The sequence below is a fragment of the Pseudomonas caspiana genome, assembly GCF_040224095.2.
GTDB lineage: Bacteria > Pseudomonadota > Gammaproteobacteria > Pseudomonadales > Pseudomonadaceae > Aquipseudomonas > Aquipseudomonas caspiana.
On sequence record NZ_CP167995.1, the window covers coordinates 2,820,069 to 2,836,276 of the forward strand.

At 57.7% G+C, this 16,208-nt stretch carries 14 protein-coding genes; 1 reads left to right on the forward strand and 13 read right to left on the reverse strand.

The window, feature by feature from the left end; translation table 11 throughout:
- Positions 1-9: 9 nt before the first annotated feature.
- From ABRP31_RS12930 to ABRP31_RS12980, 11 genes are all read right to left on the reverse strand, one after another.
- On the reverse strand, positions 10-450 hold the full coding sequence (locus ABRP31_RS12930; protein WP_349971965.1) for a CBS domain-containing protein: 441 nt from the start codon (positions 448-450) through the stop codon (positions 10-12).
- Positions 451-569: 119 nt separating this feature from the next.
- The gene (locus ABRP31_RS12935) at positions 570-1,646 is read right to left on the reverse strand and encodes a chemotaxis response regulator protein-glutamate methylesterase (protein ID WP_349971966.1); all 1,077 of its coding nucleotides are present in this window, start codon (positions 1,644-1,646) and stop codon (positions 570-572) included.
- Entirely contained in the window at positions 1,609-2,136 is a 528-nt protein-coding gene (cheD, locus tag ABRP31_RS12940; protein WP_087274633.1) for a chemoreceptor glutamine deamidase CheD, read from the reverse strand. The genes ABRP31_RS12935 and cheD overlap by 38 nt, the downstream gene beginning before the upstream one ends.
- Positions 2,133-2,939, reverse strand: coding sequence for a protein-glutamate O-methyltransferase CheR (locus tag ABRP31_RS12945; protein ID WP_193441885.1), 807 nt, complete (start codon positions 2,937-2,939; stop codon positions 2,133-2,135). The genes cheD and ABRP31_RS12945 overlap by 4 nt, the downstream gene beginning before the upstream one ends.
- Positions 2,940-2,958: 19 nt before the next feature.
- Entirely contained in the window at positions 2,959-3,498 is a 540-nt protein-coding gene (locus ABRP31_RS12950) for a chemotaxis protein CheW (RefSeq protein WP_087274635.1), read from the reverse strand.
- A gap of 38 nt (positions 3,499-3,536) precedes the next feature.
- Positions 3,537-5,195: a methyl-accepting chemotaxis protein gene (locus tag ABRP31_RS12955; protein ID WP_349971967.1), complete on the reverse strand. Its 1,659-nt coding sequence runs from the start codon at positions 5,193-5,195 to the stop codon at positions 3,537-3,539.
- Between the two features lie 31 nt (positions 5,196-5,226).
- Positions 5,227-7,353 (reverse strand): chemotaxis protein CheA, encoded by a 2,127-nt coding sequence (locus ABRP31_RS12960; RefSeq protein WP_349971968.1) that lies wholly within the window; start codon positions 7,351-7,353, stop codon positions 5,227-5,229.
- 46 nt (positions 7,354-7,399) lie between these two features.
- The gene (locus tag ABRP31_RS12965) at positions 7,400-7,690 is read right to left on the reverse strand and encodes an STAS domain-containing protein (RefSeq protein WP_349971970.1); all 291 of its coding nucleotides are present in this window, start codon (positions 7,688-7,690) and stop codon (positions 7,400-7,402) included.
- Between the two features lie 38 nt (positions 7,691-7,728).
- Positions 7,729-8,097: a response regulator gene (locus ABRP31_RS12970; RefSeq protein ID WP_122664303.1), complete on the reverse strand. Its 369-nt coding sequence runs from the start codon at positions 8,095-8,097 to the stop codon at positions 7,729-7,731.
- 9 nt (positions 8,098-8,106) lie between these two features.
- Positions 8,107-9,321 carry a methyl-accepting chemotaxis protein gene (locus tag ABRP31_RS12975; RefSeq protein ID WP_349971971.1) on the reverse strand — a complete coding sequence of 405 codons (1,215 nt, stop codon included), beginning with the start codon at positions 9,319-9,321 and terminating at the stop codon, positions 8,107-8,109.
- A 518-nt stretch (positions 9,322-9,839) separates the two neighbouring features.
- Positions 9,840-10,757: a LysR family transcriptional regulator gene (locus ABRP31_RS12980; protein ID WP_087274646.1), complete on the reverse strand. Its 918-nt coding sequence runs from the start codon at positions 10,755-10,757 to the stop codon at positions 9,840-9,842.
- 101 nt (positions 10,758-10,858) lie between these two features.
- On the opposite strand from ABRP31_RS12980, the gene ABRP31_RS12985 reads away from it, so the two are divergent.
- The gene (locus ABRP31_RS12985) at positions 10,859-12,103 is read left to right on the forward strand and encodes an aspartate aminotransferase family protein (RefSeq protein ID WP_349971972.1); all 1,245 of its coding nucleotides are present in this window, start codon (positions 10,859-10,861) and stop codon (positions 12,101-12,103) included.
- Positions 12,104-12,259: 156 nt separating this feature from the next.
- On the opposite strand, the gene ppnN is transcribed toward ABRP31_RS12985, so the two are convergent.
- The gene (ppnN, locus tag ABRP31_RS12990) at positions 12,260-13,633 is read right to left on the reverse strand and encodes a nucleotide 5'-monophosphate nucleosidase PpnN (protein WP_087273420.1); all 1,374 of its coding nucleotides are present in this window, start codon (positions 13,631-13,633) and stop codon (positions 12,260-12,262) included.
- 323 nt (positions 13,634-13,956) lie between these two features.
- Positions 13,957-15,915 (reverse strand): DNA topoisomerase III, encoded by a 1,959-nt coding sequence (locus tag ABRP31_RS12995; RefSeq protein WP_349971973.1) that lies wholly within the window; start codon positions 15,913-15,915, stop codon positions 13,957-13,959.
- Between the last annotated feature and the right edge of the window lie 293 nt (positions 15,916-16,208).

The following is a 16,208-nucleotide window of genomic DNA, read 5'->3' on the forward strand; positions in this document are numbered from 1 at the left end:
GCGATGGCATCAATCCCCGCGAATGTACTGCTCCAGCTGTTCAATCAAGCTGGCCTGCTCGGCAATGGCTTCTTTGACCAGGTCGCCGATAGACAGCAGGCCCAATAACTTGCCGTCCTCTACTACCGGCAGATGGCGCAGATGGCTGTCGGTCATGATGCCCATGCAGGTTTCAACGCTCTGCGCGGAATCGACCGTAATCACTTTGTTGCTCATGATCGCGCTTACTGGTGTGCCCACCGAGGAGCGGCCCTGGAGGACCATCTTGCGTGCGTAGTCGCGTTCGCTGACTACGCCGACCAGCTTGCCGTTGTCCACTACGGGCAATGCACCGATGTTTTTTTCGGCCATGAGTCTAAGTGCGTCGAGCACCATCTGATGGGGAGAGATGGTGTGCACTTGTTGATTGTGCGAAGCCTTGAGTTTGAGCAGTTGTGCGACGGTTTTCATTTTTTGTTCTCCCGAGACGACCCGAGTCGGCGTAGGGCGGCCTGACAGTCTGCACGTAGCATCGTAGACCGAGTTTCGCAGGGCAAGCTGCAAAACCGCATGAGAGCGTTAGAAAAACCCTATTTGTGCAAGATCGCGTGCTGAATTTCATGCAGCGGCATGATGCGTTGCGCGGCGTTCAGTTTTATCGCTTCCTTGGGCATGCCGAACACCACACACGTTGCTTCGTCCTGAGCGACTGTGGCACTGCCGACATCGAGCATTTCCCTGAGCCCTCTGGCGCCGTCATCCCCCATGCCGGTCATGATGATGCCTGTGGCGTTCTTGCCAGCGAATTTGGCCACTGAGCGAAACAGCACATCCACTGACGGGCGATGCCGATTGACCAGCGGACCGTCCACTACCTGAACGTGATAGAACGCACCGCTACGGGTGACCATCATGTGTTTGCCGCCGGGTGCGATCAAGGCAAGGCCCGGCAAGATGCGGTCGTTGTTTTTTGCCTCACGTACTTCGATCTGGCACAGGCCATTGAGACGCTCTGCGAAAGACGCGGTAAATTTTTCCGGCATGTGCTGAACGATGACGATACCCGGGCAGACCCGCGGCAGTGCGGTCAATACCGCCTCCAGGGCCTGCGTGCCTCCGGTCGAGGTACCCAGCGCCACAATGCGCTCGGTGGTCTGAGCCATCGCGTGACCCTGCAAGGCTGGCAGGATGGCATCGGCGCTCAGTCGTGTGGCCGGAGTCAGCACCGGAGCAGGGGCCCGTCTGCCAAGATTCTTGACGTTGGCGTTGGCCGCAGCGCGAATAGCGCCTACCAGTTCGGCAGCAGACTCCAGCAGGAAGTTTTTCAGGCCTGTAGTCGGTTTGGTAATGACTTCAACAGCGCCAGCAGACATTGCCTGCAGGCTGGTTTCCGCGCCTTTCTGGGTCAGGGACGAGCAGATCACCACGGGAGTGGGGCGCTCGCTCATGATTTTCTTAAGGAAAGTAATGCCGTCCATGCGGGGCATTTCTATGTCCATTACGATCACGTCCGGCCATTCTTTGGCCAGTTTATCCATGGCGAAGATCGGATCAGAAGCTGCACCCATGACATGAATGTCAGGTGTGTCGTTAAGAATGCCCAGCAGAACTTGACGAACTACCGCCGAGTCATCGACTAGCAGTACGCTTATTTTTTTCGTCGCCATGTTCCGTGCTTGTCCTTATTGGTTTGTGCCTGACCCACACATGTCCGTTGCTGAGTTCGAAAATGACGTTGCGGTAGCCCGTGCTGCCCATATCCTGTGCAATCAGGTCCAGGTTATGGCTATCGGCAAGCTCCAGCGCGGCACTGATGTTCATCCGCGCGACGTCGCTGTAATGCACGCCGCGCTTGTGGTTGGGAAACATTTCACCGCCACCGAACAGCTTGAGTTGATAGTCCTCGGGTGCCGTGCGGTGTGCTTTGGCTTGCTCGATAAAAAGCTCGATCGCTTCGTCAGCGTACTTGCCGTTCAGCACACCGCATCGATGGGTGCGGCTCGGCAGCATGAAGTGGCACATGGCGCCAATCTTGCGCGTCGGGTGCCAAAGTGTGATGCCCACACAGGAGCCGAGAATCGTGCGGATGCGGGTAGGGCTTGTTGCGAAGTGAAAATCGCCGGGTGCCAGAAAGACTTCGTCAACGGTGGTGTTCATGGCTTGCGATAGATCGAGGGTGCTACCAGTTTCATTGCATCGCTGACGCCGTTGAGGCTTTCTGAATGGCTGACAATGAAATACCCCCCGGACTTGAGGCGCGGGAGCAAACGGGCAACAACCTTGATCTTGGTCTCCTGGTCAAAATAAATCATCACGTTACGAAGAAAGATCACGTCGAACTCGCCGAGTTCCGGCAAGGCCTCATTTAGATTGACCTGAATAAAGTTGACCCGGTTGCGCAGCCCCCGATCCACCAGGAAAGTACCGTGCTGATTGCCAATGCCCTTGAGGCAATACTTGTGCAGCAAAGGTACCGGCAGGTTGGTGGCGCGCTCCATAGGGTAATGCCCGGCGCGAGCTTTGGCGAGCACCTGGCTGCTGATATCCGAACCAATGATTTCCCATGGCGTGGTGCCCAGGCTTTCGGCCAGGGTCATCGCCAGACTGTAGGGTTCTTCGCCCGAAGAGCTTGCGGCACTCCACACCCGGAAAGTCTTGCCCGGAGTCGCTTTGGGCAAGACGTGCTGGCGCAGAAAATCGAAGTGCTTGGGTTCGCGGAAGAAGTACGTTTCGTTGGTGGTGAGTAAATCCAGCGCGACCTGCAGTTCGTCGCTGCGCTGGCCACTCATGATCAGCTTGAAGTATTCGCCGTAGCTTTCCAGCCCATAGTGCTTGAGCCGCTTGAACAGGCGGCCCGCGACCAGTGCCTTTTTTGCAGGCGACAGGCTGATGCCCGCAGCCCCGTACAACCAGGACTGAAACTGGCTGAATTCCCTGTCGTTGAGCACTGTTCCGTTCACGATTTCTGCCCGTCCCTGATCAGCGTTGTTCGGCTTCGATAGCCGGAATCTGATCGACTTCAGCCAGCCTCGACATTTCGTCGATGGACAGGACCTGGCCAACTTCCAGGACGATGACGAACTTGCCATCGACCTTGGCCATGCCGCTGATGAAGTCGGCGCGTATTTTCGCGCCGAAGCTCGGTGGCGGTTCAATCTGCGAAGCGGGAATGTCCATGACGGCCGACACGGTATCCACCAGTAGACCGATATCCTGAGCCTGACCATCTGCTGTGCTGGCTTCGATGATCACCACGCAACTGCGACGGGTAGTTGCCGAGTTGGGGCGGCCAAAACGCGCCGACAAATCCACTACCGGGACCACTGCACCGCGCAGGTTGATCACCCCGCGAACAAAGGCCGGCATCATCGGCACGACGGTCAGATTGCCGTACTCGATGATTTCCTTGATACCGAGGATGCCAATGGCGAACATCTCGGTGCCGAGCATGAACGTCAGGTACTGCTCCTGTTCTTCAACGACCGCCGCGTTTTGTCGTGTCGTAGCGATAGCGCCCATGTCTGTCTCCTTCAAGGCAAGCGAGTGGGAAGATCCGCTCAGAATCGAGTGAACTCGGATTCATCCGGAGTGCTTGCCATGTTGTACGCAAACGATTTTTGCGGCGTTTGCGGAGCCGGACGGGATGGCTTGCGGCTTGAAGAGCCCGAGGATCCGTCGTACTTCGCAGGTTGAGTGGCCGATTTTGGCGCTGCGTCCAGGGTGAAGAAGCTCATGGCCTGTTGCAGTTGCTCAGCCTGGCTGCTCATTTCTTCCGCAGTGGCGGCGAGTTCTTCGCTGCTCGAAGCGTTTTGCTGAGTGACCGAGTTGAGCTGGGTCATTGCCGTATTGATCTGCGCAACACCGGCAGCCTGCTCTTCCGAGGCAGCGCTGATTTCCTGGACCAGATCCGAAGTCTTGTTGATCGACGGCACCATTTCGTTGAGCAGGTTGCCGGCTTTTTCTGCCATGTCGACACTGCTGGAAGACAGCTCGCCAATTTCTTGAGCGGCTACCTGGCTGCGCTCCGCGAGTTTGCGAACTTCAGCGGCAACCACTGCGAAGCCTTTGCCATGTTCACCGGCACGCGCCGCTTCGATGGCTGCGTTGAGGGCCAACAGGTTGGTCTGGTAGGCGATGTCGTCAATGATGCTGATGCGCTGGGCAATTTTCTTCATGGCCACAACGGTCTGCTGTACGGACTCGCCGCCGTCGGTGGCTTCCTTGGCAGCCTTGCTGGCCATGCCATCGGTGACTTTGGCGTTTTCGGTGTTCTGATTGATGCTGGCGCTCATCTGCTCGATGGAGGCGCTGGTTTCTTCGACGCTTGCCGCTTGTTCGCTGGTGGCCTGGCTCATGGACTGAGCGGTGGCGCTGACCTCTTCCGAGGCGCTGGCCAGGTTGTCGGCGGCATTACGTACTTCACCGATGATGTGCGACAGCTTGCCAACCATGTTCTGCATGGCGTTGATCACCATGCCGGTTTCGTCTTTCGATCCGGCTTCGATACGCACGTTCAGGTTGCCTTCAGACAATTGCTCGGCAACCAGGGCGGCTTCTTTCAACGGCCGGGAAATGATCCGCGAGATGAACAGCGCCAGACCCAGGCCGATGACCAGCGCCGCGATCAATACGCCGATGATGGAGACCCGCGCACTGTCGTAAAGCGCGTCACCGCGCTGACTGGCAGCTTCTGCACCGGCGTCATTAAGCTCTACCAGCTTTTGCAGGTCACTCGTGACCAGATCGAATTGACGCTTGGACTCGCCAGCCAGCATGGCACGCGCTTCATCTTCGCGGCTCTGGTTGGACAGAGCCTGCAAGTCTTTGCTGACTGCCAGATAACCCGCCCAGTCATTTTTGGTGATGGTGAAGAGGCGGCGATCCTCATCGTTGCTCAACAGTTTTTCGTAGGTCTCCAGGCGAGTTTCGAACTGCTTCCTCTCCGCAGCAGCTTCCTGCGCAATCATATTTTTGTCATCCATGGAGAGCGCCGCCACATGGCGGTTTTCCTTGATGCGATAATTTGCCGCGAAGAAACGCATGCCAGAGGCGGCGCGCATCGACGGCATCCAGTTATCGCGAATCTCGCTGGCGGTGTCGTTTACCTGACCCAGCTGGATAATGGAAAACACGCCCATAACTGCGGTGAGGGCGAGCACCGTGAGAAATGAAGCGATCAACTTCGTGGCGATCTTCAGATCGTAAAACCATTTCATCGGGTGTTACCTCCATGGACATGCATGTGCATCAACGGGCAGTTGCGGGCGATTGGGCTGGATTGGCGGTGTAGCGTGTTTCAAGGTGTACGATTTGGCTGAGCAAAGCCGGAACATCGAGAATCAATGCGACCGCGCCACTGCCCAGAATGGTTGAGCCGCTGATACCGCGCAGTGCGCCGAACAGCTTGCCCAACGGTTTGATAACGGTCTGGAACTCACCCAGCAGGTCGTCCACGACCAGTCCGGCTTTGTGTTCTGCATAACGCACCACTACGACGTTCTGGCGGCGGGCGGCAGGGCCGTCGTGGTGGAAGTGGTCACGCAGGTAGACCAGCGGCAGGACTTCGCCGCGAAGGTCCAGATAACCTTGTTCGCGGCTGATCTGGCGGTCACCTTCACTGAGTTCGACGCACTCCTGGACCATGTCCAGAGGAATCACATAAGTAGACTGGCCGATACCGACCAGGAAGCCATTGATGATTGCCAGCGTCAGTGGCAGGCGAATGCGGATCACGGTGCCTTGACCCGGTTTGCTGTCCAGATCGACGGTCCCGCGCAACAAAGTAATGTTGCGTTTCACAACGTCCATACCGACGCCACGCCCGGACAGGTTGGTGACAGCTTGAGCAGTAGAGAAGCCTGCTTCGAAAATCAGGTTGTAGATTTCCTGATCGCTGAGGGTCGCACCGGGCGCGATCAAGCCGCGTTCCTGGGCCTTTTCAAGGATCCGGTCGCGATTCAGTCCCGCGCCATCGTCGGCGATCTCCAGCACGATGCTGCCTGAGTCGTGATAGGCGTTCAGGTGTAAGTGGCCCTTGGCAGGCTTGCCTGCAGCAAGCCGTGCTTCAGCGCTTTCAATGCCGTGATCCATGGCGTTGCGCAGCAAGTGCATCAGCGGGTCGCCGATTTTCTCGACGACGGTTTTATCCAGTTCGGTTTCCGCACCGCTGATAATCAGATCAATGTCTTTACCCAGTTCCTGGCTCACGTCCCGGACTACCCGACGGAAACGATTGAACGTGTCGCCGATGGGGATCATCCGCAGCCGCAGGGCACCGTCGAGGATTTCCTCTACCAGCCCGGAGACTGTCGAGGTGGACTCTTGCAGCGGGTCGTTGTCGCAAGTGCGGGCGAGCAGGGTGGCGCCAGCGCTGGCAATCACCAGCTCACCCACCAGATTGATCAGCTCGTCGAGCTTGTCGGCGTTGACTCGCACGTACCGACCATCTTTACCTTTGCTTTCCGCTGGCTTGTCACTGGACAGTTGTTTTTCATTGGCGACATTGGCCGGAACACGCGGCACAGCGCGCTGGTCCTCCAGCAACTCGCCTATGGCCACCATTGCTGTGCCTTGCTCAGGGGTGTCTGACGCCTGGGAGATCAGTTCAGTACCGATCTGGTCCTGCTGCCCCTGCGAGTCCGCTCTGGTGATTTCCACCTGGCATTCGTCGCGGACAAAATCAAAGACTTCATTAATGGCTGCGTGTGTTGCACTGGAATGAAAGTCGATTTCGAATCCCAGATAGCAGGACTCCGCATCCCAGGCTTCGAGGGCCGGCAAATTATCGGTCAGTGTCTGCACCGTGACGATTTCACCCAGCGTGTTCAGGAAGCGAAGGAACGACAAGGGATCCATGCCATTGCGAAATACGTCATGACCGAAACGCAGGGAAATATGCCAAAGCACAGCACTGGTTTGTTCGGTGTGGGTTTCTGCGTCCGGGATGACTTCCAGCTCATCGCTGCTGACGCCGGCGGGTGCCTGGTAAGCCTGCAGTTTTTTGCGCAGCTCGGCCTCCCGGGCCACAGCCGGAGCTTGCAGTTGGCCGCCTTGGCTGGCGACGACCTCAATCAATTCGAGCATATGATCGCCGGACTTCAACAGCACAGCGATCAGGCCGGCGTCAGCCGCAACGCAGCCTTCGCGCAGGCGATCCAGTACGTCTTCGACGATATGCGTGAAGCTGACAATCGGGTCCAGTCCAAACAGACCGGCCGAGCCCTTGATGGTATGCGCAGCACGAAAGATTGCGCCGATGGCGTCGGCGTCACCGGGTTCGCATTCCAGTTGCAGCAATGACTCTTCCATCGCCTCCAACAGCTCGCGAGCCTCGACGATGAACGTTTGTAATGCCTGGTCGAGATTGATGCTCACGCTCAGTTCCTTTTCTCGTGGAGGCCGTGGCTGGGCAAGAGGGTGATTAAACCGTCGGTGCCATGCCACTCAATTGCAGGGTTTCCAGTACCGCTTTGCTGTGGCCGGTCAAGGTCAGCGCGGTCCCGGCTTTAGAGGCCTCGCGCGTGATCATGATCAGCAGTTGCAAGCCTGCGCCGTCCATTTCGGTGATCTGCGACAGATCGATCTCCATCTGCGGCGTTGCGCCCAGCCGGGGCAGCAGTTGGGCGGACAACTCCGAGGCGGTATAGATAGTCAGCTCACCGTCGATGTTCACGTGTGCCGTGTCATTGAGTACTTCGCATGCAAGCGGCATCGCAACCTCCCGGTATCAGGCATCAAGTAACAGGCAAATCAGGGCAGGATCAGCTTGGAAACCGCGGCCAGCATTTGTGCTGGCTGGAAGGGTTTGACTACCCAGGCTTTGGCACCCGCAGCCTGACCTTCCATCTTTTTCGATTCCTGAGACTCGGTGGTCAGCATGATGATTGGCGTGAACTTGTAGTTCGGCAGCTTCTTCACCTCTTTGACGAACGTGATGCCATCCATGTTTGGCATGTTTACGTCGCTGATGATCAGGTGCACTTTCTGGCCATTGAGCTTGCTCAATGCATCACGGCCGTCGCTGGCTTCGATGACGTCGTAACCGGCGCTTTTCAGAGCAATGCCGACCACTTGACGAACGCTGCTGGAGTCGTCGACAACCAATACATTTTTAGCCATGAGGCTCTCCTAAAAGAAGGTTATTTCCTGGGAATTCTGCTGACCGGCGCTGCTGCCATGGTGCGTGTCGCGCTGCTCGTCGGTGGCGTAGGTCGCCTCCATACGTGCCAGCCAACTGCGCGCATCAATCGTCAATGCCTGATCGGGTGCCTGCGTGGCTTGCTGAAGATGGGCATGCAGGTCGTCAATGTTGTCTCGTACGTGAGTCAGGATCTGGCTGACCCGATCCTGAAATTGCAGGCTGACCAGCACTTCAGTCATTTCGTCACGGATACCAAAGCTTTCCTGCTGAAGCATTTCGGCTGATTCGCCGAGGCGCTCGGTGACGCTTTTGAAACGCTCCAGAACACGCTGAATGCTGCTTTCCGAGTTCGACACCGAGTTGCTGTCCTGATCGGCGCCGCTGGAGGCTGCCTGTACCAACTGAGTGATAGCGGTATTGATGATGTCGACCTTGGCTGACATCTGTTGGCCGGTTTCGCTGGACTTGCTCGACAGGCTGCGCACGGCATCGGCAACCACCGCAAAACCACGACCAGCCTCGCCAGCACGGGCGGCTTCGATGGCTGCGTTGAGGGCCAGCAAGTTGGTTTGCGCAGCGATGGCGGCAACGTCGGCGGCCATTGTGCGCAGCTCGCCGGTGTAGGCGGTGAGATTGCGAACCTGCGCGAGAGTCTCGTCGCGGCTGGTCTGGGTGGCCTTGAGGGAGTTGATGACCTGAACCAGGTCGTTGTCGCTCTGCGCGAGAACCTGCAGGGCACCATCAGTGTCTGCTCCGCCCAGATCGCCCGCCGCGTGTTGAGACGCGTGGACTGTCTCCTGGAGCCGCGAGGATATGCCGGTGAAACGATTGGCCAGCGAAACGATGGCGGTTTCTGTCTGCTGGCGCGAGCTTTCTACCTGCTTGGCCCAGATTGGCATCGCGCCCAGCAGAACTTCGTTGATCTGTGCATTGGATTGCAGCGAGGCGTTGTCCGCAGCTTGCTGTTGATACAGCGCTGCTGCCTGACTTACTGCTTGAAGTTTACGATTCTGACTGGATGCAGCGAATAACCCGGTTGCAACGCCTACTGCCAGCACAGCAGCACTCAAACCGATATTCAACTGCGTCGGCGCCGACAACAACAGCGCGGCACAACCTGCTGCCGCAGGTACCAGTGGAAACCAGAGGAAAAGCGCAGCAGTTTTGTGGCGAGTAGGGCTACCGTTTGGGCTCGGCGTCATGGTTCGTTCCTTGAACAGCAACAAAGGAAATATTATGAATACCGTGTTATCTGCAACGATGGCTGAGACTTTAGTCACATTACTGGCGTCAATCGTCGAGCAGTCGGACAAAAATCTCTTCGTTCGAGGGCATGTCGTTACGCATGTGGCGTTTTGAATAGAGGATGAACCCCGAGATCACAGGGCTTTCCCTTATAGCGACTCAGGAAAAACCGTAGCAGGGCAGTGCCAGAACGGAAATATTTTGTCTTGAATGACCGTAAATTTTTTTATATTCAGGGTCGGTTGGTGTCTTCTCGGCTGGTCAAGCGACTGATGATGGCGCAGAAGCTATTGCTCAATAGAGCCTGGCGAGTGGCTACAACGGCCTGATTTGGAAAGCATTTCCGACAAGAGTTGGACAAGGCAGGGAGCGGTTATCCCGCCACCTCAGCTTTTCGTCAGTTGTTGCAGCTCCACTCGTTGCCGCGAGCCAGCGCGGTGCGGTAAGCAACGTTTGCCCTGTTTTGAGCGTGACGCTACCGCGCTTGCACCGGACGCCCCCACAACTCCATCACGAAGTCGACAAAACTACGCAATTTTGGTGAGCGGTAGCGATCCTGGGCATACAGTAAATGCATCGGACGGCAGGGCAATTGGTAATCGGGCAACAACGCAATCAGCCTGCCGTCGGCCAGATCTTCGCGCACCAGAGCGTCGGGCATCATGACGATCCCGGCTCCAGCGCGAGCGGCTTTATGCAGACCGGCAGACGTATTCATGGTGATCGGACCGCTAACCGGAACCCGCACCTCGCCATCCGCACCGGTCAGTCGCCAGTGTTTTTCAGCTGCACTCCAGTCATCACCCGCCGGATAGGCAAAGGCCAGGCAGTCGTGCTGCTGTAAGTCCATGGGCTCGAGGGGGATACCGCGGCGTTTTAGATAAGACGGCGCGGCGCACAGGGTCAGGGTGTAGTCCTGCAAAGGTCTGGCGATCAGGCTTGAGCTATGAAGCCGGCCCAGACGGATCGCGGCGTCGAACCCCTGGCCGATCAAATCCATTCGCTCGTTGCTCCAGACGATATCCAGTTTGATCTGCGGGTAACGGTCAATGAACTCGCTAAGCGCCGGGGCCAGGCTTTCCGAGCCAAAGGTGAAAGGTGCAGTGATCCGCAATGTCCCCTGGGGAATATCCTGAGATTGCGCCGCCAGTTGCTCGGAGTCGGCGACCAACGCCAAGACATCCACGCAACGCTGGTAGTAAGTGGCGCCGAACTCTGTGAGGCCCTGCCGACGGGTCGTGCGTTTAAGCAGACTGACGCCCAGCCGCTGTTCCAGCGCCCGTAAATGGTTGCCGACCATGGTGGTCGACATGCCGCACTCGAGCGCCGCCGCCGTCATGCTGCCGGTTTCCACCACTTTCACAAAAACCGACATTGCCTGGAGTAAGTCCATTATCAAGCCCAGCTTTAAAATGTATGAAGAGAATAGCCGTTTATCCAGCTCAGGTTGCTAACGATACTGGAAAAAACAACGCCTGAGATGGAGCTTCAAACATGACCGCCACTAGCCTGATGAGCACTTACCAACCCCTTGCACTGGGTTTTACTCGCGGTCTGGGTACACGCCTGTGGGACGAGGCGGGTCGCGAATATCTGGATGCGGTAGCAGGCGTGGCGGTTACCAATGTGGGTCATTCACATCCCCGGCTGGTGGCGGCGATCAGTGAACAGGCAGGCTTGCTGATGCACACCTCGAATCTGTACAGCATTCAATGGCAGCAGCAGCTCGCTGAAAAACTGACCGGTCTGGCCGGCATGGATCGCGCGTTCTTCAACAACTCCGGAGCTGAAGCCAATGAGACGGCGCTGAAGCTCGCTCGGTTGTACGCCTGGCACAAAGGTATCGAAAAGCCTTTGGTCGTGGTCATGGATAACGCTTTCCACGGACGGACGCTCGGGACCTTGTCAGCCAGTGACGGTCCGGCCGTGCGGCTGGGCTTCAACTCGTTACCGGGTGACTTCGTCAAAGTGCCATTTGGTGATTTAGCGGCGCTGGACAAGGTATGCCAGACCTACGGCCATCGCATTACAGCAGTGTTGGCGGAACCCATTCAGGGCGAAAGCGGTGTGCAACTAGCTCCACCGGGTTACCTGAAGGCCTTGCGTGAGCTGTGCAGTCGGCGCGCCTGGTTGCTGATGCTGGATGAGATTCAGACTGGCATGGGCCGTACCGGTCAGTGGTTTGCTTTCCAGCATGAAGGCATCGTTCCGGACGTGATGACCCTGGCCAAAGGCCTGGGCAATGGCATCCCCATCGGCGCCTGTCTTGCACGTGGCAAAGCGGCTGAGTTGTTCACGCCGGGCAGCCATGGCAGTACGTTCGGCGGCAATCCTCTGGCGTGCAGGGTTGGCTGCACCGTCGTGGACATCCTCAAGGATCAGAACCTGCTGGGTAACGCTCGGTTGCAGGGCGAACGGTTACTGGCTGGATTGCGCGCTGCCCTGAGTGAACACCCGGATGTACTGCAGATTCGGGGCAAGGGTTTGATGGTGGGTATCGAGCTGACCCGGCCATTGCCGAATCTGGCGGCGATTGCCGCGCACGAGCATGGCCTGCTGCTTAACGTCACACGGGGCAAGACGATTCGCCTGCTGCCACCCTTGACGATCAATGAGCAGGAGATCGATGCGATTGTGTTGGGGGTGTGCAAGACGCTGGCGTCCTGTACCGGGTTGGGAGGGCAGAGTGTGCTGACGCAAACCGGGAAGAAGGCGGTACATCCGCTGCAGGTTTGTTAGGGGCGGTTCCTGGCGCTATTTCGTGGCAAACAACGGACCTGTAGGAGCGCACGAGCAACGCGAGGCCGCGATGGCGGTCTCCCTGGTACATCGCCATCGCGGCCTCGCGTTGCTCGTGCGCTCCTACAGGGAGGGATTTAAACCAACGTTTATGTGTTACGTCACTACCCGATAGCAAGGCTCATACGCCGCGCCGCCGGGCAGTTTCATGCGGTGCTGTTCAACGAAGGCATGCAGCAGGCGATCAAGAGGCTCCATGATTTCATTGTCGCCGTGGATTTCATAAGGGCCGTGTTGTTCGATCAGACGAATGCCTTTGTCTTTGACGTTACCGGCGACAATCCCCGAGAACGCGCGACGCAGATTGGCGGCTAGCTGATGCGGCGGCAGCGAGCGGCTCAACTGCAAGGAGGCCATGTTTTCGTGGGTCGGATCAAACGGATGCTGGAAGCCTTCGTCGATTTTCAACAGCCAGTTGAAGTGGAACGCGTCATTGCGGTCGCGGCGGAACTGTTTGACGGTCTTGAGCCCGGCAGTCATTTCTCTGGCCACTTCAGCCGGGTCATCGATGATGATCTGGTAGTGCTTGTAAGCCGATTCGCCCAGAGTCGCGCCAACAAAAGCGTGCAGTTGTTCCAGGTACGGCGCTGCGCTTTTCGGACCGGTCAGCACCACCGGGAAAGGCAGTTCGCGGTTGTCCGGGTGCATGAGGATGCCTAGCAGATAAAGGAACTCTTCTGCAGTGCCGGCGCCCCCCGGAAAAATGATGATGCCGTGGCCAACGCGCACGAACGCTTCAAGACGCTTCTCGATATCGGGCAGGATGACCAGCTCGTTGACAATCGGGTTAGGCGCCTCTGCAGCGATGATGCCCGGTTCAGTCAGACCCAGATAACGGCCTGCATTGATCCGCTGCTTGGCATGAGCGATGGTCGCGCCTTTCATCGGGCCTTTCATCACCCCGGGACCGCAACCGGTGCAGATGTCCAGGCTACGCAGGCCAAGTTCGTGGCCAACCTTCTTGGTGTATTTGTACTCTTCGGTATTGATCGAATGACCGCCCCAGCAAACCACCATCTTCGGTTCCAGGCCCGGCCGCAGCGTGCGAGCGTTGCGCAGCAGGTGAAACACGTAATCGGTGATGCCTTGGGAGCTTTCGAGATCAATGCGCTGACTGTCCAGCTCACTCTCGGTGTAGACGATGTCGCGCAGGGCGCTGAACAGCATTTCACGGGTGCTGGCGATCATTTCGCCGTCGACGAATGCATCGGCCGGTGCATTGAGGAGTTCCAGGCGTACGCCACGGTCCTGTTGGTGAATACGGACTTCAAAGCTCTCGTAGGCTTCAAGAATGGTCTTGGCGTTATCGACATGTGCGCCGGTGTTGAGGATGGCCAGGGCGCACTGGCGGAAGAGGGTATAAATGCTGCCTGAACCGGCGGCACTGAGTTGCTGTACTTCCCGTTGGGACAGTGTTTCGAGGCTGCCTTTCGGGCTGACCGAGGCGTTGATTACTTGTCTTGTGGGCATTCTGAATTCCCTTGAAGAAATGCCGCTGAGCCAATCGGACCCAGGCGCATCTGAATAGTGAGGCCCTGTACTGCCATGCATGAAGGAGGCGGCCGGACGGGCAAGTGTCATGTGCGATAGCGTGGGGCAAAAGCCAACACCACGATTGAAGCGGGCCGACAAAACCGGTTGACTCGATATCCTCCTTGTCTGGATTGCTGCTCTAAAATTGGAAGCGCGGCTGATTGCGCGCTACGTGAGCAGGCGTAGCCATTCAACCGGTGATTCAATTGAGCGTCAACTGCTTACAAGTGAATGGGTTACAGCGCGCATCCGGTATTCGATCAAACTTTGCTGGCGGCCTTTGCTGTGCGTCGCGGTTTGGTTGCACCGGTTCCCGCTGGTTTACGCTTGGCGGTCTTGCGTTTGCCCTTCCAGGGCTGCTTGCCTCCGACAGGGCTGGCGGATGCGCTGATGACCATGCGCATGCCCATACAACGGGTAATCTGCTTGCTCATCCAGGTAGCCTGTTTGGCGACAAACTCTTCAAGGCTCATTTCGCCAGCCTGAACCATATCAAGTGCCTGCTCCCAAATGGCCGTGGTGCCGGGGTCGGCGATAGCGCGGGGTACCGCATCGATCAGGCTGAATGCTGCCGGGGTCGCGGCCAGGGCTTTACCGTTTTTGGTCAGGTAGCCGCGATCCAGCAGGCCCTGGATGATCCCGGCCCGTGTGGCTTCGGTGCCGATGCCGGTGGTGTCCTTGAGTTTCTGTTTGAGCAGCGGATCCTCCACCAGCCGGGCGACGTTTTTCATCGCCTTGATCAGGTCGCCCTCGGTGAACGGCTTGGGTGGCTGCGTCCAGAGGTCTTTGAGGGTGACGTTGCCAACCGGGTAATCAAAACCCTCAGACAACTTGGGCAGTGCTTGTGGCGCAGGTGCCTCACGGCCCTTTGCCGGTGCCAACGCCTCAGGGAGCGCACGTTTCCAGCCCGGCTCGACGATCAGTTTGCCGGTAGCGCGAAGCTTTTCGCCGCCACAGTCGAAATCGGCCTGAGTACGATCGTATTCATGATTGGGCAGAAATTGCGCAAGGTAGCGAGCCCGAATCAAGGTAAACACGGCGCGGTATTTGCCCGTCAGTTGATCGAGGGACTTGCCCGCGCCCGTGGGGATAATGCCGTGGTGAGCACTGACCTTGGCATCGTTCCACGCTCTTGAACGTCGGGTCGGATCAAGATGTTTGAGCAGATCGTGAAGCGTCTGATCTGTACGGCCCAGCGCAGCAATGATCGTCGGCGCATCGCTATGCTGGCTGATGGGCAGATAACCGCAGTCGCTGCGCGGGTAGGTGATGACCTTATGGGTTTCATACAGCGATTGGGCTACGTCCAGGGTTTCCTGAGCACCCAGACCAAGCTTTTTCGAACAGATTTCCTGCAGAGTGCCCAGATCGAAAGGCAGCGGTGCGGCTTCGCGAACTCGTTCGGTCCGTAGTTTGAGAAGCTTTGCGCTGGCCGCGTTGCGCATGGCTTCAGCGGCTTGCTGCGCAATCGTCTGGTCAAGGCATCGATCCTGGTCGTCACACACATCCGCTGCGGCGCGCCACTGGGCAGTGAAGGGCTGGTCGGCATGGAGCAGTTGCACATCGATGGCCCAGAACGGGACAGGAACAAAGTCGGCAATACTGCGATCCCGATCTACCACCAGCCTCAGGGTCGGGGTTTGCACGCGGCCGACTGGCAAAACGCCCTGATAGCCTGATTGTCGGCCCAACAGGGTGAACAGGCGGCTCATGTTCATGCCAATCAGCCAATCCGCCCGCGAGCGACCCAAAGCCGAGTGATAGAGACTAAAGGTTTCGGCCCCGGGCTTCAGCGCATTCAAGGCTTTGCGGATCGATGCGTCATCCAGTGCCGAAAGCCAAAGACGCTGGATCGGCCCACCATAACGGCAGTGGTCTACCAGCTCACGGGCAATCATTTCACCCTCGCGGTCGGCGTCGGTGGCGATGATCAGCTCAGATGCTTCACCCAGCAGGCGCTTGACTGCTTTGAACTGGCTGGCGGTACGCGGCTTGACCAGCATCTTCCACTTTTCCGGGACGATGGGCAGGTCATCCAGCACCCAGCGTTTGTAGCGGGCGTCATAGCTGTCGGGCGGCGCGGTTTCCAGCAGATGGCCGATGCACCAGGTAACTGTAGCATTTGGACCCACCCAGCAGCCGTCGCCACGGCGACTCGCGCCCAATACAGCGGCGATATCTTTGGCCTGGGAGGGTTTTTCGCACAGAAACAGCCGCATGGTTACCATCGTTCTTACAGGTTTTGATGAGGGCACAGCATGAGCAGTGAGGGCGTTTTCGGCAAGGTTTATCTGTATGGATATACAGATAAACCTTGTGGGAAGGTGCCGCTGTAATCGGGTTTCATTTCGTAGGACCGGCTTTCGCCGGGGGAGGACCGGTACATTGGCCGCCCATTCACGGCCAGAAAAAATTCCTCCGGGCTAAAGCCAGTCCCAAGTCCGGATTCAGTCGCTGCAGCGCCAAACCTTGCACCAACCGCTCTGGCACCGCTATTTTGTCCCAACGCCAA